This is a genomic window from Spiroplasma endosymbiont of Ammophila pubescens (assembly GCF_964020965.1).
Classification (GTDB): domain Bacteria; phylum Bacillota_I; class Bacilli_A; order Mycoplasmatales; family Mycoplasmataceae; genus Spiroplasma.
Genome location: NZ_OZ026611.1, coordinates 1196586 through 1212927, shown reverse-complemented (window position 1 = coordinate 1212927; position 16342 = coordinate 1196586). Strand labels below are relative to the sequence as shown.

The following is a 16342-nucleotide window of genomic DNA, read 5'->3' as shown; positions in this document are numbered from 1 at the left end:
ACTTTATTTATCACTATTTTCTTTTTTTATTTTTAGTTTGATTTTTATTAAAAACACGGTACATACCATTGTTAAGACTATGCAAACTAATGTGAAAAATAGTAAAAACAATAATAAAAATAAAAGCAATAAAACATGCTGCTTGTACTCTTGATAATCCTGAAATAATTGGATTATCAATGTCTAAAAATGGATAAGGATATGCTCAAGTAATATTGCCATCTCGTTTTCAAGCTGTTGCCCGCACAATAACATACATTAAATAAAAAAATGGATAACTTAAACTAATTCATCAATCTTTTTGTAAAAAGTCTTTTTTTCAACTAAGACGATAATCACCAAATGACAAGAAGGTATAACCAAAAAAGAGAATTGGCATAATAAAATGAGTAACAACAGTACAACTAATTTGTGCTTTACTATATTCAAAAATTGTTACTTCTCCGTTTTTATAACCAATAATAATTCCAATTCAAAAAATAAAAAACATTAATAAATTTCAGTTTAAAATACTTAATTTAGCATTAGTTGAAAAAAATCAACTTTTTTGTTTACGATGATGATTAAAAATTGCTAATATTAACCAAGTAATAGTTATGATATTAATTTGAACAGAATAAAAACTTAATAAGATGTCATAATTTTGCAAACTAGTAAGTTTTGTTTCTTTTACATATCAAAATTCTTTAAAAATATCCATGTAAAATCCATAAGTTAAAAATCCAAAAGCTAAACTGGCAATTATTACTTTATAATATCAGAGATAATCTTTGTATCAAATCCGATAATTTCAACGTTTCATAGTCCCTCCTTGGTATATTTTACATACTATCAAATAAAAATTGTTTTTTTAATGACATCTAATCCTTTTTTTAGTTCTTTTTAAAAATAATTTTGTTTATTAATAAAATTATTCCTTTTTATAAAATGCTTTGTTATAATGCTAGTAAGTTAGAAAAAGGTGAGATAATGGCAAATAAAATTAAAGTTCAAAGAATGCAATCTTTGATTACCCGTGATTTAACAATTATTATGCAACGAGAAATTCGTGATGAAATTTTAAATACTATATCAATTCATGCTGTCAAATTATCAAATGATTTGAGTCATGCAAAGGTTTATTATTCATCATTATTAAATAAATCAGAGGCAGAATTTCACAATATTGTTCAGAATTATAAAAATGAAATTCGAAGTAAATTAGCACATAAATTAGAAATTTATCGTTGTCCGGATTTAGAATTTGTTTTTGATCATTCATTAGATAATGCGAATAATATTGAAGCAATCTTGCAAAATTTAAAATAAGAAACCTTATCAAAGTACAAAGTATGTTTCTTTTAACTAAAATATTGGTGATATAAAAGTTAAAAGAAACATTTTTATATTTCTTGATTTAATTGATAAAGGTATAAGATGTTTTTTAATAATGCGGCAATTGTCATTGGCCCAACTCCACCAGGAACAGGGGTAATCATTTTTACTTTTGATAAAACATTATTAAAGTCAACATCACCACATAAGTTATTATTTTCATCACGATTAATTCCAACATCAACCACAATAGCATTTTCTTTAATCATCTCTGCTGTAACAAATTTAGATTTCCCCACGGCAGAAATTAAAATATCGGCTTGTTTTGTAAAAACAGATAAATTTTTTGTTTGTGAATGGCAAACTGTTACAGTTGCTGACGCATTTATTAAAAGATTAGCAAGGGGTTTACCAACAATGTTACTACGGCCAATAATTACAACATGTTGTCCTGCTAATTGAATTTGGTAGTGTTTTAAAAGATCAATAATTCCTTTTGGCGTCCCTGGCAGTAAGTTATAATATCCAAGCATTAAATTGCCTAATATTTCTGGAGTAAACCCATCAACATCTTTTTTAGTTGTTATTGTGTTAATAATTTTTTCACTATTGAGATGCCTTGGTAATGGAAGTTGAACAAGAATTGCATCAATGTTAAAATTATTATTTAATTCATTAATAATTTTTATTAAAACTGATTCGGCAATACTATCTGGATAATTTAATACATTACAAGTAACACCAACTTTTTCACAAGCAATTTTTTTATTTTTAATATAAGTAGTACTGGCTTTATTATTACCAATTTGAATAATTGTTAAGGCAGGTACACGTTGCTTTTTTGCCTTAATTTTTAAAATTTGTTTAGTTATTTTTACTTTGATTAATTCACTAACCATTTTCCCATCAATTATTTTTGTTTTATCCATTAAATTTTCGCTCTTTTCTATGCTAAAATACCTGTATATAAATTATTGTATCTGAAAGAGTTAAATAATTAAATACAAAATCTTAGCATTTTTAAAATAGCATCGTGTTTAAAAATTATTGACACCCCCTAAAAATAGGACATTATTAATTAAAAGGAGTAAAAGAAAATGGAAAAAATTATCACAATTGGAACAAAAATTAATTTAAAAGATGATGACTTAATTAAATATGGTGATTATATGGCAAAAGTAAAAGCCTTTAATTTTATTAATTTACCTAAAAAAGCAAAGTTTATTTTAGTGACAGCAATTAATCCAACCAAAGCAGGAGAGGGAAAAACAACTTGTTCAATTGGTATTGCTGATATGTTGAATCATTTAGGATATCAAACAACTTTAGCATTATGAGAACCATCGTTAGGACCAGTGTTTGGATTAAAAGGTTCAGCAACCGGTGGCGGCGAATGCATTATGGAACCAGAAAATGAAATTAATTTACATTATACTGGTGATTTTCATGCAATTACAACAGCAAATAATATGGTCAGTGCTATGATTGATAACCTTCTTTATTGAGGAAATCCACTGCAAATTGATCCTAAACAAATTGTTTGGCAACGTTGTTTGGATGTTAATGATCGTGCTTTACGAAATATTGAAATAAAAATTAATGATAAATTACATCGTTCAGAACATTTCCAAATTACTGCTGCTAGCAAAATTATGGCAATTTTAGGTTTAAGTAAAGATTTTGATGATTTACGTCGTCGTTTAGACCAAGCAATAATTGCTTATAATTTGAATAATGAACCAGTTTACCTACACGAATTAAAAATTACGGGTTCATTATTAGCCTTATTAAAAAATGCTTTATTGCCAAATTTAGCACAAACAAAATATGGTACACCATTATTAATCCATTGTGGGCTATTTGCAAATATTTCCCATGGGACAAATTCTTTAATTGCAACAAATTTAGCATTAAAATTAAGTGATTATGTTGTTAGTGAAGTTGGATTTGGGAGTGACTTAGGGTTTGAAAAATTTAATGATATTATTAATTTAAACGAGGAATATACACCAGATTGTACCGTGTTAGTAGCAACAATTAGAGCATTAAAATTACATGGTGGTGCTGTTGAAACAACATTAGCAATAGCTGATCTTGGTAGTTTAAAAAAGGATTAGAGCATTTACAACATCATATTAAAATTATTCAAAATTACCATTTAAATTTTGTTGTTTGTTTAAATCAATTCGCAACTGACACTCCTGAAGAAATTGCTGTTGTGACTGAATGGTTAAAAGAACAAAAAATTCTATTTGGAATTAATAATACATATCATTTCGGAATTAAAGATAATCCAACTTTGGTTAAAACTATTCTTAAAGAAATTGAAAAACCACAACAATATCAATTATTATTTAATCCATCAACAACATCGCTTACTGAAAAAATTAAAATAATTTGTACAAAAATTTATCAAACAACAAAAATTGTTTTTAGTCCCTTGGCACAAACAAAGATTGATTTTTATCAACAAAATACAAAATATCAACATTGACCAGTTTGTATGGCTAAAAATCATCAAACAATTTTTGACAATAAAAATCCTTATGATGATCAAATTATTATTCGTGACTTAAAAATTAATTCAGGAGCAGAATATTTTATTGCTTATTTAGCAGATATTATTACGATGCCGGGTTTAAATAAAGTTCCTAATGCTGTTAGCATTGATGTTGTGAATGATGAGATTATAAATATTAAATAATTTTTGTTATAATATTTTTAAGTAGAAAATAGAGGCGAACTTAATGCAAAAAAAAGCAAAGTTTTTAGAATTAAATAGTATTGTTAGTAAACAACTTAATTTAGCAACTAATATTCAAAAAAAAATGCAGGAAATTTTTAGAATTTATAAAAATAGTTTTCAAAAATTAGGTTATCAAACAATTGCTCTTGGAGAATATGGTTTTAAAACATTAACAAAATATGACAAGTTAGAGTTAGAATTAACCATTATTAAGTATCATCCTAAAAATAAAACAGGCTTACGTGAACAAATGTTTCAAGTTGTTTTGAATGAAATGCGCAAAAATATTAGTAAAGGAACAGTTATCAAGGATAGTCAAAATGATGGTTATTTAGAATATCAAGTTAACGATGAAATTAATTTTATTGTAAGAATTATTCCTTTTTGTTACAAAAAAAATTCAGAAGGAGAATTAACATATATTTTTTGACGAAATGGAATTGAAAAAAATGATAATGTTATTCAAGTTGTCCAAGGTTTTAATAAAGCTAATAAGATTTCTAATAATTTATTACGAACATTAATAAAACTGATTAAGTATGTTTTGAAAGATGATTTTCCATATTATTATATTTTATATACCTTAACCTTACGATGGTTTTATGAATATTTTACAAAAAGATATGATAATTATTTACAAAAAATTGATATGAGTAAGCGGATTGAAAAACAAGATTTAATGAAGTATCGTAATATTAATTTTCAAAAAAATTGATTTTTAAATAATATTGATGGTGAAGAATTAATTTTTTATATTTTAGAACGGTTTTGAAAAACAGAAACATATTATTTTCGTGAATTTGAATTTATTGAAGAAGAAATTTTTGAATCAATTTCACGCTATAGTTGACATACCAATAATTGCTTTTTAACACCATATGATTATTATGTGGATTTTAAAATTTATAATATTAAAGAAATTAATGATTTAAATTATGTTCAATTAGAGTTTAAAAATACTAATTTTTCGCGAATTCAGTATGATTACTGCCGTAATCATGATTTAGGAATTTATGTTACACCAGTTAAAATTTCAGGGGTAGTTTGTTTTATTGATTACGCAATTAATTTTAAACAAAAAGCAACAGGTCTATTTAAAAAACTGAATCCGGCAAAACGAAAAGATGCCATAAGTGTTAATCAACGAGAGATTATGGAGGAACTAAATTTAATTGCACATAAATGATTAACAACTTATCGTAAAAAATTAACATATATTAAGGTTTATTTTGATAAAAAATATCCAATTATTTCATCATCAAATTATTATATGCGATTGCAAGCTATTATGACTTCTGTTGATAACTTAAAAAATGATGATTATGTTATTGGTAATGATAATTAAAGAATAAAAACTATGAATTATAACTTTTCCTAGTTAAGTTTTTAATTAAAAATAATAAATATACGGTATAATGTTATTATGAGAAAGGTACTTGATTAAAACTATTTATAAGGATTTAAAAACTATTTATTATGTGGGGTGAAAAAGTGTCAACTTTAGGAGGGAACAATTGTAGCCAATTTTATGATAATGTTATTCGTGAATTATCAATGATTGTGAATAATGAAAAAATTATATCACATAATAATCCTGTCTTAGCATTAGAAATAAAATTGTATTATGTTATGAAAAGTTCAAAATATAATTCAACATAAAAAGATGAAATTTTAAAACGAATGATTATTGAACGAACAAAAGCCTTAGAATATAAGGCAACCGAGTTAATTAAAGAATATGCACAGGTTTATCAAAAAATTTATCAAAAACCATTAGATTTACAATATGCCTATATCTCAATATTAAAAAAGGTAAAATATTTTGCCCAAGAACGTTATGGTGAACGATTAAATATTATTCGTAACTTTTATTGCCGTTATTTAGAGCAACAACAATGACAAGAATTAGTAGAAGGAATTATTGCCGAATCGCAATGAAGAATACAGGCTGTTTTTTTTGCAAAGAAAACAACAAGGTAATAATTAAAAATCGATATATTTATGTTAATATATCGATTTTTATTTATATAATTATAACAATGAGTGAGGTGTTAATATGGCAAAAATTATTTTAGTTATTACGGGAAGCATTGCTGCTCATAAGGGTCTTCATTTATATGAAGCATTGAAGAAAGAACATGATGTTGAATTACTTTTAACACAAGATGCTTTAAAATTTTTAAAGGATTGACCAACAACAGCAAAAACCGAAATTTTTATGAAACAATATTATGATAAAAAAGACTTATCAGAACATATTACAATTGCTGAGCAAGCTGATTTATTTGTTGTTTACCCAGCAACACAAAACTTTATTGCTCAAATTGCTCATGGTTTTACAAATACGTTAGCGAGTTTAGTATATAGTGCTACGCAAAGTTATAAAATGATTTTTCCTGCAATGAATAGTAAGATGTATTTATCACCAGCTAATTTACGGAATTTAGCACAATTAATAGCAGATGGGAATCAAATTTATGAACCTCGTTCAGGGACGCTTGCTTGCAATATGGTTGGGATTGGTCGTGCCTGAGAATGAGAAGATATTCTAAAGGAAATAAAGCAATTTTTAGTTTGAAAAAACTTGTGAAAAGATAAAAAAGTTATGCTTAATTTTGGGCGAACAAAAACATATTTAGATGATATTCGTTATTTGACAAATAATTCGAGCGGGAAAATGGGAAATGCATTGCATACTGTATTAACATGAACAAACTGTTCCTTAACAACAATTGTTGGTGATTGTGATTTTCCAATTTATTATGAGCATGTTAAAGCAAACACAAACAATGAAATGTTAACAGCAATGTTAAAAACGTATAAAGAACAAGACATTATTATTGCGTGCGCTGCTTTAAATGATTATCAAGTTGCTGTTCCTATTAAAGGAAAAATTAGCAAGCGAAAAAATCCTCAACTTGCTGTATCATTACTTCCTAATGTTGATGTCTTATCTGAATTAAGTAAGTTAAAACAGTACCAAATTTTAATTGGTTTTAGTGCTCAAAATAATTTTGATTTAGATTATGCTCGTCAAAAGTTAATTGACAAAAATTTAGATTTAATTATTATCAATCAAATTAATGTTATGGGTACTGATCAAAATGAAATCATTTTATTAACAAAAAAAGGGCATCAACAAATTCCTAGTCAAAACAAAATTATTATTGCAAAAGAAATTTTAGCAGCAATTAGTGAATTAATAAAGGAGCGAACACAGTAATAAAATTATTAGTTGATATTGGTAATACAGCGATTAAATTTGCAATTCTTAATTCTCAAAAAAAGATTATTGTTTTTTTAACAATGTCTAGTCGCGAATTAGTTGCTGAAAAGAATTTTCGGCAAAAAATAATAACTGATTTAAGTACAATAAAATTAGTTTTAACAGATCTTACATTATTAGCCTTATCTTCTGTTCGGCCAATGTGAGATGATTTATTTTACCAATTAGCTGCAGATTTAAAAATTCCTTTTTATCAAGTTAAAAAAAATTTGTTTACTGAGCGATTAAAAACAGACATTCCTAATCTTCGCAATCTTGGTGCTGATTTAATTGTTGGTTCATATGCAGCATTAGTTTTATTTCCTAAACAAGATGTTATTTTAGTTAATATGGGAACAGCAACAACAATTTCATTACTAAAACAAGGAATTCTCTTAGGAATAATTATTATGCCAGGTTTAGAAACAGCAGCAGAAGCTTTATTTGAACGGGCACAATTATTACAAAAATTTGATTTTTCTTATGATAATGCGACTTTAGGAAAAAATACTAAACAAGCAATCAATATTGGATTAGTCAATGGTCATTTATTAACAATTACTGCTTTTGTTAACCAACTTGCAACTGAAGCAATAAAACCACAAATAATTTTAACAGGAGGTAATGCTGTTTACATTAAAAAATTAGTTAATTACCATTATGATAAAGATTTACTTTTTAAAGGATTAGTTGCTATTTTACAAGATAATAAATTAATATAAAAAACAGGACTTTAGTCCTATTTTTTATATTTTTTGAGATATTTTATTAATTTTAAAGGCCATTTAGGTATTTAATACATTTATCTGTGTTCGTTGCTTTATTTTATTAAAAAATAAAGATTACCTAACATGTCCAATTTTCTTATTTTGATTTACTTATTTGTCTACTTAAGACATTTTTAATAATAACATACATTTTTGAAATTGCAAGATTTTAAAAGTAATTTTTTTGTTTTAGACAAATAAAAAAAATTAATTGAAGAAAAATGAACAGCCTATAAGAAACTTCAATTAATTTTTAAAAACGTATGAAAAACAAACTTTAAGATTATTTTAGATTTAAATATTGCCACAAAATACAAATTTTAGCACAAAAGGAAAGGCTAGAATAATTTAAGAAAGATATAAATGTAACAATATTTATTTTTCATACATAAATATCATAAACTATATTTTTCTAATAATCAATTAATTTTGTAAAAAATACGATAAAAATAAGGTACTTTTTTAATCAGTGTTAGGAATATATTAAAAAGTGATATAATATTTCAGGAAGTGGGGTGGTTATTATGCATGACGGTATTTTTTTAATCAATAAACCAACAGGAAAAACAAGTAATCAGGTTATTCAAGAAATTAAACAAAAATTGCAGATTAATAAAATTGGTCACGCAGGAACATTAGACCCATTAGTAACAGGATTGTTAGTTGTTTTAGTGAATAATGCTACGAAAATGAGTGAATATTTGTTAACAGCAGATAAAGCGTATGATGTTGAAATGCGATTATTTGTTGAGACAGATACTGGTGATATTACTGGGAATGTGCTTAATGAAACAGCACCATTTAAGATTCAAAAGAAAATATTAAAAAAAACCTTTAATGAATTTAATGGATTTATGTATGAACAATATCCACCAAAATATTCTGCTATTAAAGTTAATGGTAAAAAACTTTACGAATATGCACGCCAAGATAAAGAAGTAAAAATTAGATCACGAACTGTTACAATTAAGGCAATTAAATTAAAAAAATATGATGCACATAATCATACAATTAAATTTAGTGTGTTATGTACTAAAGGAACATATATTAGAAGTTTAGTGACTGATATTGCGGCAAAATTAAATACTATTGCTACTGTTACAGCTTTATGTCGTACGCAATCAGGAAATTTTATGCTATCTAAAACAATTAGCCCTGAAGAAGTAAATTTTAATGAGTTAATATCGATGTATGATGCTTTATTTATTAATAATCAACAATTATTACTTTATCATCATGATGAAGAAATTCGGCAAGGAAAACCTATTGTTATTATTAATCATACTGACCCAATTATTTTTATTATTGATAAAAATAAAAATGTTTTAGCAATTTATAAACATATTGGAAAACATGTTTATGCCTGTCAACGTGGACTATGAGGACATATTGAACCTAAAAACCAAGATGACAGAGAGAAGGATGATCATTATTAATGAAAACTTTAGTATGAAATAAGTCAAGTGATAAGAAACCAAAAGTTGCTTGTTTAGGTTTGTTTGATGGGTTTCATCAAGGTCATTTAAAATTAATTACACGTTTAATGGAGATTAAAAAACAGTATAACCTTGCAACATTATTTTTTACTATGTCACAAATTGTCAGTGATTTTTTACAACAAACAAATACAAAAATAGTAGATAATCATTCAAAACAACAAATTGTTGAAAAATTAGGATTTGATTATTATTTAGAAGTGCCGCTTAGTACTGCATTTATAAATTTATCTGCACAACAATTTTTAACAATTTTAAAAAAACAATTTAATGTTACAAAAATTGTCATTGGTTCTGATTTTCGGTTTGGAAAAAATCGTGAAGGGGATTTTAATGATATTATTGCTTTTTTTGGTCAAGAAAATGTTTATTTAATTACTCGCCAAGATAATTTGTTTTCTTCAACAACAATTCGAAATTTTTTATTAGAATATGATTTAGCATCAGCAAATAGATTATTGTATGAAGATTATAATTTACGTGGAGAAGTAAAACCAGGAAAACAATTAGGACGAACAATTAATTTTCCAACGGCAAATGTTTATTTGCCACAAAAAGTAATTTTACCCTATGGTGTTTATGTAACAGAAACATTAGCACAAGGTAAACTTTATCCTTCAATGACATCTTATCGGTTATTTGAAGAGAAAGAAGTTGTTGAAACATATTTGCTAAATGTTAATTTGGATTTATATGGTCAGGAAATCATTGTTTATTTTAAAAAATATCTTCGAGAAAATATTAAAATTAATAATTTAGCAGAATTAGTTACGCTTTTAGAACAAGATTTAGTTAATACCCTTGCTTTTTTTGCTAAAAAAGCATAATATTAATAAGGTTGTTATTTCGTTTATTTAAGATAACCCTTTCTTAAATTCTTTGTTTTAACATAATAAGCCAATAAATGAAGGGAGAAAATAGTAATGGTTTCAAAAGAAAAAAAAGCAGAATTAGTTACAAAGTTTGGTCAAAATGCCAAAGATACTGGTTCAACAAAAGTTCAAATTGCAATCTTAACAGAAGATATTAACAATTTGACCGAACACTTAAAAGTACATCGAAAAGATATTGTATCAAGAAGAAGTTTATTGCAAAAAGTAGCACAAAGAAAACACTTGCTTGCATATTTAACCAAAACTGATTTTAATGAATATAAAGCAATCATTAAAACATTAAGAATTAGAAAATAAGGTTTAAGGTTTTTAACTTTTTTTTTAAAGTTTAATATGGAGTATAATAAAATAAATTAATAATTTATTTAATTGCAACAATTACTATTATTTAGTTAATAAATTTGTTATTGTGCATTTAATTTACATTTAAAAAAAGATTATTTTACTTAATGTTAGAATTAAGCTAATGAAAAGGATGATATATTATGGAAAAAGAATTTGCTGTAGTAACAGGAGCATCATCAGGAATTGGATATGGTTATTGTCAGTGATTGTTAAAGCAAGGTTATCATATTATTGGAGTATCTCGCCATACAGAATGAGCAAAAGAATTACAACAACAATTTCCTGAACAAACAATTGTTGCTTTATCATATGATTTGTCTGTTCCTGAAAATTGTTATGCTTTATTTGAAGAAATAAAACAGTATCATATTGTTTTATTTATTAATAATGCTGGTTTTGGGAAAAAAGGTCTTTTTATAACAATTCCTTTAGCAGATGAATTAAAAATGATTAATCTAAATATTCAAGCAGTCCATATTTTAACAAAACTTTTTACGCAATATTTTATTGAGCAGAAAAAAGGACAAATTATTAATATTTCTTCCTTAGCTGCTTTTTTCCCTGGACCTGGAATGACAACTTATTATGCAACAAAAGCATATATTTTAAGTTTATCTGTTGCTATTAATACTGAATTAAAGAAAACAAAATCACCAGTTCGTGTAGTTACTATTTGTCCTGGAGTCACACAAACTGCGTTTTTTAAAAATACTGATTTTAAAAATAATAAAACATTGCCAGGTTTAATGTCATTAGAACGATTTATTAAAAAATCTTTACCAAAAGCATTAAAAATAAAAAGAAAAAATTATTTAATTATTGGTTGAAAAAATCGCTCTTTGAAACGTTTATTTTGTATTATTCCACAAAACTCTTCATTAAATTATACATATTTAATTCAAACTAAAGATTAAAATTTTATATATGAGTTAATTTATGCCATAAATTAGAAATTCTTTCGGATTAAAAAATATATTTTAAAATAATTATTAACCCCCTTGATTTTTTTTTTTTTTTTTAATAACATAAAAGATATTTTGAATATATAGGATATTAAAATATATATAAGATATTTGGGATATAGTTATTTTTTTAAAAGGAAGGATTTAAAAAATATGAAAAAACTATTAGCAATGTTGGGAGTTGCAAATTTTATTGTTGTTAGTGTTGGTTCTGTTATTAGTTGTAAAAATGCTTGAAACAATAATCACCATAATAATGAAAATGAAATTGATTATAATGGAGATTTAAAAATTTTAAATGATATAACAAAAGCAGCATCAAATGCAATTCAAAAATACACAGCAGAAAAAACTTTAATTGATACTAATTTTTACCCAAATATTGATTTTGAAAACTTATTTTCAATGGTAAGAAATGATCACCAAAAGGAAGTATTAAAGGAAGAAGATGGTAAGGTTGCGCCAGTTTTAGCAACTCTTAAAACTGGTTTTATGGCAGTTTTTGATAATATTAATCGAGAAATTGCTAATAAATATTCAAACTATTATCCAAATAGTTTTCCGTTGAATATTGAACCAGATAGTGTGAACTTTATTTTAAATTTTATTGATGTTGAAAAATTAGGTAAACTAGCATATATTAATCTGGAAGGTTTAAAAGCTGTTCGTTTAGACTTTAAATTTTATGTTAACATCAAATTTAAAAAATTAGAAACAGTTGTACCATTTTTAATTCAATATACTATTACCAATGATATTGATAAAATGCAAAAAATTTTAAAAGCAGTAGTAGAACAAATATCAAATTCAATCATTAAATTTTTTAATGAGAAGATGTCTGGTGATATTATTGTTGATAAACATGAAGCTTTCAAAAGTATTTATGATAATTTTGATTTAAATTATGCTTATAATCACAGTATGTTAGATGCAATTGTCCAAAGAAAATTAGAAGAAGGTTTAAAGAAAGATGATACGTTGGGAGAACTTGGAGAAAATATCACTTATGCTAGTGATGAAAAAATCTTAATTTTATTAAATTCAATTATTAATCCAGATACAAACGGTGTGACACCAGTCTTGCCATATGATGAAAAATATGCCTGAGTTAATACTGGGTATGCTCCAGACAAATTAACACCTGAAAATTTTTTAGAATTTTATGGTGAAAAATTGAATATTTTAACTGCTTCTACTGGTGAAAAATTACAGTTAGGACAGTTTAAAATTAATTTAGCAAAAATTTTAGTTGCTGGATTGCCGTTATCAGGGATTGCAGTAAATGACAATAAACCAATTTATATTAATGTAGGAATAACACGAGCAGGAATGATCAAAAAGATTGAGAACTTTGGACGAATTATTGCTGCATTTTATAAATATTTCCAAATTACATGAGATATTTGTGTCCATACCGAAGGGGTTATTTTCTTACCAATTAAAAAATGAAAAACATTAAATAACCAATTTGCAAAAAATCCTGCTTTATCGCTTCAAACAATTTGAAATGATTATTTAAGAGAATTTAAGGAACAACCTGAAATCAAAATTTTACCTGATATTGGAAAGTTCTGAGTTACAGCTCATAACAAATTTAATGTTGACATTGGTAAAGATCGTGCATTTACTTGACATTATAGATGATATGATGAACTTAAATTTCGTTTTGGTATTAACCAAACAACGAATAATATTTATTATACACCTTGACCAATTGATAAATATCGAATTTCGTTTAAACCAGAAGACTATGTCTATCCACCATCATAAGATATTAATTATGATAGGTTAAGAACAATAAAGTAAACTTTATTGTTTTTTATTTATAAATATGCATAAATAATATGTAAAAACTAGTTTATTTAGGTAAAATTATAAAGTAATTTTTTAAATCAATGAAAGGGAAAATTTATGAATAAAATATTTCTTTTAATTTCAACAGTGCTTATTTCTTTTTTTATTACTATTATTTTACCCAATAAAACAATAACTTATGATCCTACTAATACTATTGAAAAAAATAATAAATATTCAATGAAAGATTTAATTAAAGAGCCTAATTTAGGTGAGATTTCATCTAATTCAATAAATGATATCCGTAATGCGCTATATTATAAAAATCCGACTTTAAATCAAGTTTTAATAAACCTTGGTATTAAAGCACCAATTCGGATTATTTTTACTAATGTTCAAAAAAACAAAGCCAATGTAGTGCTATCAAATTACACTTCTAAAATTGAAAACGATGCAAGTGTAACTTTTAAAACAAATAATTTTATTTTGCATTCAATAATTAAGACCCTGAATTTGGAAATATTAACAGACAATAATTAAACAACATTACGTAGAGTATTAAAAGAAAAAAACCTTATGCTAAATATTGATTGAATTAAGTTTCAAGATATTAAGAAAGATTATGCTGTTATAGTTCCCGATTCTAGTAAAAAAGATAATAATTATCTTGGAAGAAGAATTAAAGTATTTTTTAAATTAATCTAGATTTTGTAAATTTGTTTTAAAAAAATTAGATTAATTAAAAGTAATAATGCAGTGTTTATCATATTATTCCTTAGTACTTTTTTTTAAAAAAAAAAAAAAAAATGTCCTTGTTTTTTTTCTTAAAAAAAGTTATAAATAAAGTAAGCAGTTGTATTGTTATAAAAATTTATTTACCAAAATTTTATCAAAAAGATGGATATATCAATTATCAAAATAATATTATAAATTTTGTTTATTAAATAATATAGTTAAAAGAATCAGGCAATTAACTAGAAGTTAAACGATAATTAGAAGTTTATTATTTTCGTGTTTTCAAATTTTCTTATTCTTAATATATAACACATAATTTTACTCCCTGATTTAAAAAATATTATTTTTAAATATTTAAGAAAGAAGATAAAACTATGAAAGCATTATTTCTTAAATCTATTAATTATTACTAGTTAGTAATTCCTTTTATATTATCTATTTTTACAAAACTATAAACAATAATTTTAAAGTAAACGAAATAATATAATAACTAGTTAGCACTAATCAAAATGTTAATTAAGAAAATATGATATTTTAGAAATTATTAAAAGTTGATTTAAATACTAAAACAAAAAAGAAAGTCATTTAAGTTTCTAACCTTTGTATAATTCGATTATCTCTTAATCATTTTTGTTGCTAATTCAATTGGTACAAGTAAATTTTTAGCAATTGCGGTATTAAAACCATCTTAGTTTTATTACTAAGTTATCACAAAATAAAATTATAAATTTAGTAATGAAATAAAATTAAATTTACTAACAAAAAAGTATTACTCCCTATTGAACTTAAATAATATTTCTAACTTTTAAAAATAATAATAAATTTAAAAACTTCCTTTGAAAAATAGAAAAAATATTAATTATCCATTCCTTTTATATATATAACTTCAGATAAGAAAGAAATAATATTTAAGTCCTTATTTTATATTGATTAATTTAATGTTTAAGAAAGGATAGAAAACAAATGAAGGTTACACCAATTATTTTAGGAACATTAGGAGCTATTAGTAGTGCAATATCTGCAATTAATACATTTAATACAAGTATAAATCCAACTACCGTTGAAGTAAGTAGTATAAAATCAAATAGTGATAATTTATGAAATGATTCATTCCGTGAACAAATTGAAAATATGAAAAATGAACTTGATAATATGGATAGTTCACTTACTAATTCAAGCAAAATATTAGAAGATCTTAATCAAGAATCATCAATAATTTCAATGGATGATTTGCAAGAAATTTTTAATGCAATAATGGGTGAAAATGATAGCGACGATATTATTGCAGAAACAATTCAAAGTGATTTTGCAGAAGCGAGTTATTACAGTATTACCATTGGAGAAACAATTGAAAGTGGTCTTTTAACTGGTTCATTAGGAACAGTGGCAACGGCATTAGGGGTAGCAACAGCCATTGCATTAGTAATATATGGTGGATATTATACTTATACACATTGAGATGATATTAAAGCTTTTTCAAATAAAGCTGTTAATAATGCTAAACATTATATTTCAACAACAACAGATTATTTAAAAAGTTGACTATCTTTTTAACATAACAATTTTTAAAACACGATAATTTTATATAAGAAAGGATAATTAAATATGAAAAAACTAATATTTATTTTTGGGGCATTAGGACTTAGCAGCAGTGGCTTAAGTGGGACATTAATGGCAACTCCTGCTTTAAATCCTTCAAATCAAACTGTATCACAAGAATTTATTATGAAAGATATTATTGGGGATATATCAAATTCAGAATTAGTACCATCAAATGTTTACTCGTTATTAAATTCAGATAAGAAACCATCTAAAGTTAAAACTAATTCTGGTTTTAAAATGTTGAAAAAATTTCAGAATTTTACTAAAAAAGCATATAAAGAATTTAAAGCAGATGCTAAAAGTCTTGGTAAAAAAATGGGAAAGAGCTTAAAGCGACTGAAAAAACTGTTGTAAACAAAATTGTTGCAACTGAAAAAATCCTTTGTAAAAAAATTATCCCGCCTAAATCTATTGAAACAGGGC

General features: G+C 25.0%; 17 protein-coding genes and 1 pseudogene. 16 read left to right on the top strand and 2 right to left on the bottom strand.

All coding sequences use genetic code 4. The annotated features are described in order from the left end of the window. Positions 1-13 precede the first annotated feature (13 nt). Entirely contained in the window at positions 14-802 is a 789-nt protein-coding gene (locus ABNT63_RS07860; protein ID WP_348735225.1) for a hypothetical protein, read from the bottom strand. A gap of 167 nt (positions 803-969) precedes the next feature. Here ABNT63_RS07860 and rbfA point away from each other — a divergent pair, with 167 nt between their 5' ends. Beyond that, the gene (gene rbfA / locus ABNT63_RS07855) at positions 970-1308 is read left to right on the top strand and encodes a 30S ribosome-binding factor RbfA (protein ID WP_348735224.1); all 339 of its coding nucleotides are present in this window, start codon (positions 970-972) and stop codon (positions 1306-1308) included. A gap of 74 nt (positions 1309-1382) precedes the next feature. Here rbfA and ABNT63_RS07850 read toward each other — a convergent pair whose 3' ends face one another. Further along, the gene (locus tag ABNT63_RS07850) at positions 1383-2243 is read right to left on the bottom strand and encodes a bifunctional 5,10-methylenetetrahydrofolate dehydrogenase/5,10-methenyltetrahydrofolate cyclohydrolase (RefSeq protein ID WP_348735223.1); all 861 of its coding nucleotides are present in this window, start codon (positions 2241-2243) and stop codon (positions 1383-1385) included. A 168-nt stretch (positions 2244-2411) separates the two neighbouring features. On the opposite strand from ABNT63_RS07850, the pseudogene ABNT63_RS11400 reads away from it, so the two are divergent. From ABNT63_RS11400 to ABNT63_RS07770, 15 genes and pseudogenes are all read left to right on the top strand, one after another. Next, positions 2412-4018: pseudogene (locus tag ABNT63_RS11400) on the top strand (formate--tetrahydrofolate ligase). A gap of 43 nt (positions 4019-4061) precedes the next feature. Then, positions 4062-5405, top strand: a complete 1344-nt coding sequence (locus ABNT63_RS07835) for a hypothetical protein (RefSeq protein ID WP_348735221.1) — start codon at positions 4062-4064, stop codon at positions 5403-5405. A gap of 146 nt (positions 5406-5551) precedes the next feature. After that, a complete protein-coding gene (locus tag ABNT63_RS07830) occupies positions 5552-5719 on the top strand; it encodes a hypothetical protein (RefSeq protein ID WP_348735220.1) in 168 nt (55 codons plus the stop codon). A 21-nt stretch (positions 5720-5740) separates the two neighbouring features. Continuing rightward, positions 5741-6040 carry a hypothetical protein gene (locus ABNT63_RS07825; protein ID WP_348735219.1) on the top strand — a complete coding sequence of 100 codons (300 nt, stop codon included), beginning with the start codon at positions 5741-5743 and terminating at the stop codon, positions 6038-6040. A gap of 76 nt (positions 6041-6116) precedes the next feature. Beyond that, positions 6117-7283 carry a bifunctional phosphopantothenoylcysteine decarboxylase/phosphopantothenate--cysteine ligase CoaBC gene (gene coaBC / locus ABNT63_RS07820; protein WP_348735218.1) on the top strand — a complete coding sequence of 389 codons (1167 nt, stop codon included), beginning with the start codon at positions 6117-6119 and terminating at the stop codon, positions 7281-7283. After that, positions 7259-8047 carry a type III pantothenate kinase gene (locus tag ABNT63_RS07815; protein ID WP_348737167.1) on the top strand — a complete coding sequence of 263 codons (789 nt, stop codon included), beginning with the start codon at positions 7259-7261 and terminating at the stop codon, positions 8045-8047. The genes coaBC and ABNT63_RS07815 overlap by 25 nt, the downstream gene beginning before the upstream one ends. A 569-nt stretch (positions 8048-8616) precedes the next feature. Beyond that, on the top strand, positions 8617-9528 hold the full coding sequence (truB, locus tag ABNT63_RS07810; RefSeq protein WP_348735217.1) for a tRNA pseudouridine(55) synthase TruB: 912 nt from the start codon (positions 8617-8619) through the stop codon (positions 9526-9528). Then, positions 9528-10415, top strand: a complete 888-nt coding sequence (ribF, locus tag ABNT63_RS07805) for a riboflavin biosynthesis protein RibF (protein ID WP_348735216.1) — start codon at positions 9528-9530, stop codon at positions 10413-10415. The genes truB and ribF overlap by 1 nt, the downstream gene beginning before the upstream one ends. Positions 10416-10511: 96 nt before the next feature. Continuing rightward, positions 10512-10778 (top strand): 30S ribosomal protein S15, encoded by a 267-nt coding sequence (gene rpsO / locus ABNT63_RS07800; protein ID WP_348735215.1) that lies wholly within the window; start codon positions 10512-10514, stop codon positions 10776-10778. 188 nt (positions 10779-10966) lie between these two features. After that, positions 10967-11740, top strand: a complete 774-nt coding sequence (locus ABNT63_RS07795) for an SDR family NAD(P)-dependent oxidoreductase (protein WP_348735214.1) — start codon at positions 10967-10969, stop codon at positions 11738-11740. Positions 11741-11941: 201 nt separating this feature from the next. Next, positions 11942-13558: a hypothetical protein gene (locus ABNT63_RS07790; RefSeq protein ID WP_348735213.1), complete on the top strand. Its 1617-nt coding sequence runs from the start codon at positions 11942-11944 to the stop codon at positions 13556-13558. Between the two features lie 141 nt (positions 13559-13699). Next, on the top strand, positions 13700-14122 hold the full coding sequence (locus ABNT63_RS07785) for a hypothetical protein (protein WP_348735212.1): 423 nt from the start codon (positions 13700-13702) through the stop codon (positions 14120-14122). A 36-nt stretch (positions 14123-14158) separates the two neighbouring features. Next, positions 14159-14287 carry a hypothetical protein gene (locus tag ABNT63_RS07780; protein ID WP_281268786.1) on the top strand — a complete coding sequence of 43 codons (129 nt, stop codon included), beginning with the start codon at positions 14159-14161 and terminating at the stop codon, positions 14285-14287. A gap of 993 nt (positions 14288-15280) precedes the next feature. Continuing rightward, positions 15281-15871 carry a hypothetical protein gene (locus ABNT63_RS07775; protein WP_348735211.1) on the top strand — a complete coding sequence of 197 codons (591 nt, stop codon included), beginning with the start codon at positions 15281-15283 and terminating at the stop codon, positions 15869-15871. A gap of 51 nt (positions 15872-15922) precedes the next feature. After that, on the top strand, positions 15923-16273 hold the full coding sequence (locus ABNT63_RS07770; RefSeq protein WP_348735210.1) for a hypothetical protein: 351 nt from the start codon (positions 15923-15925) through the stop codon (positions 16271-16273). Positions 16274-16342: the final 69 nt, after the last annotated feature.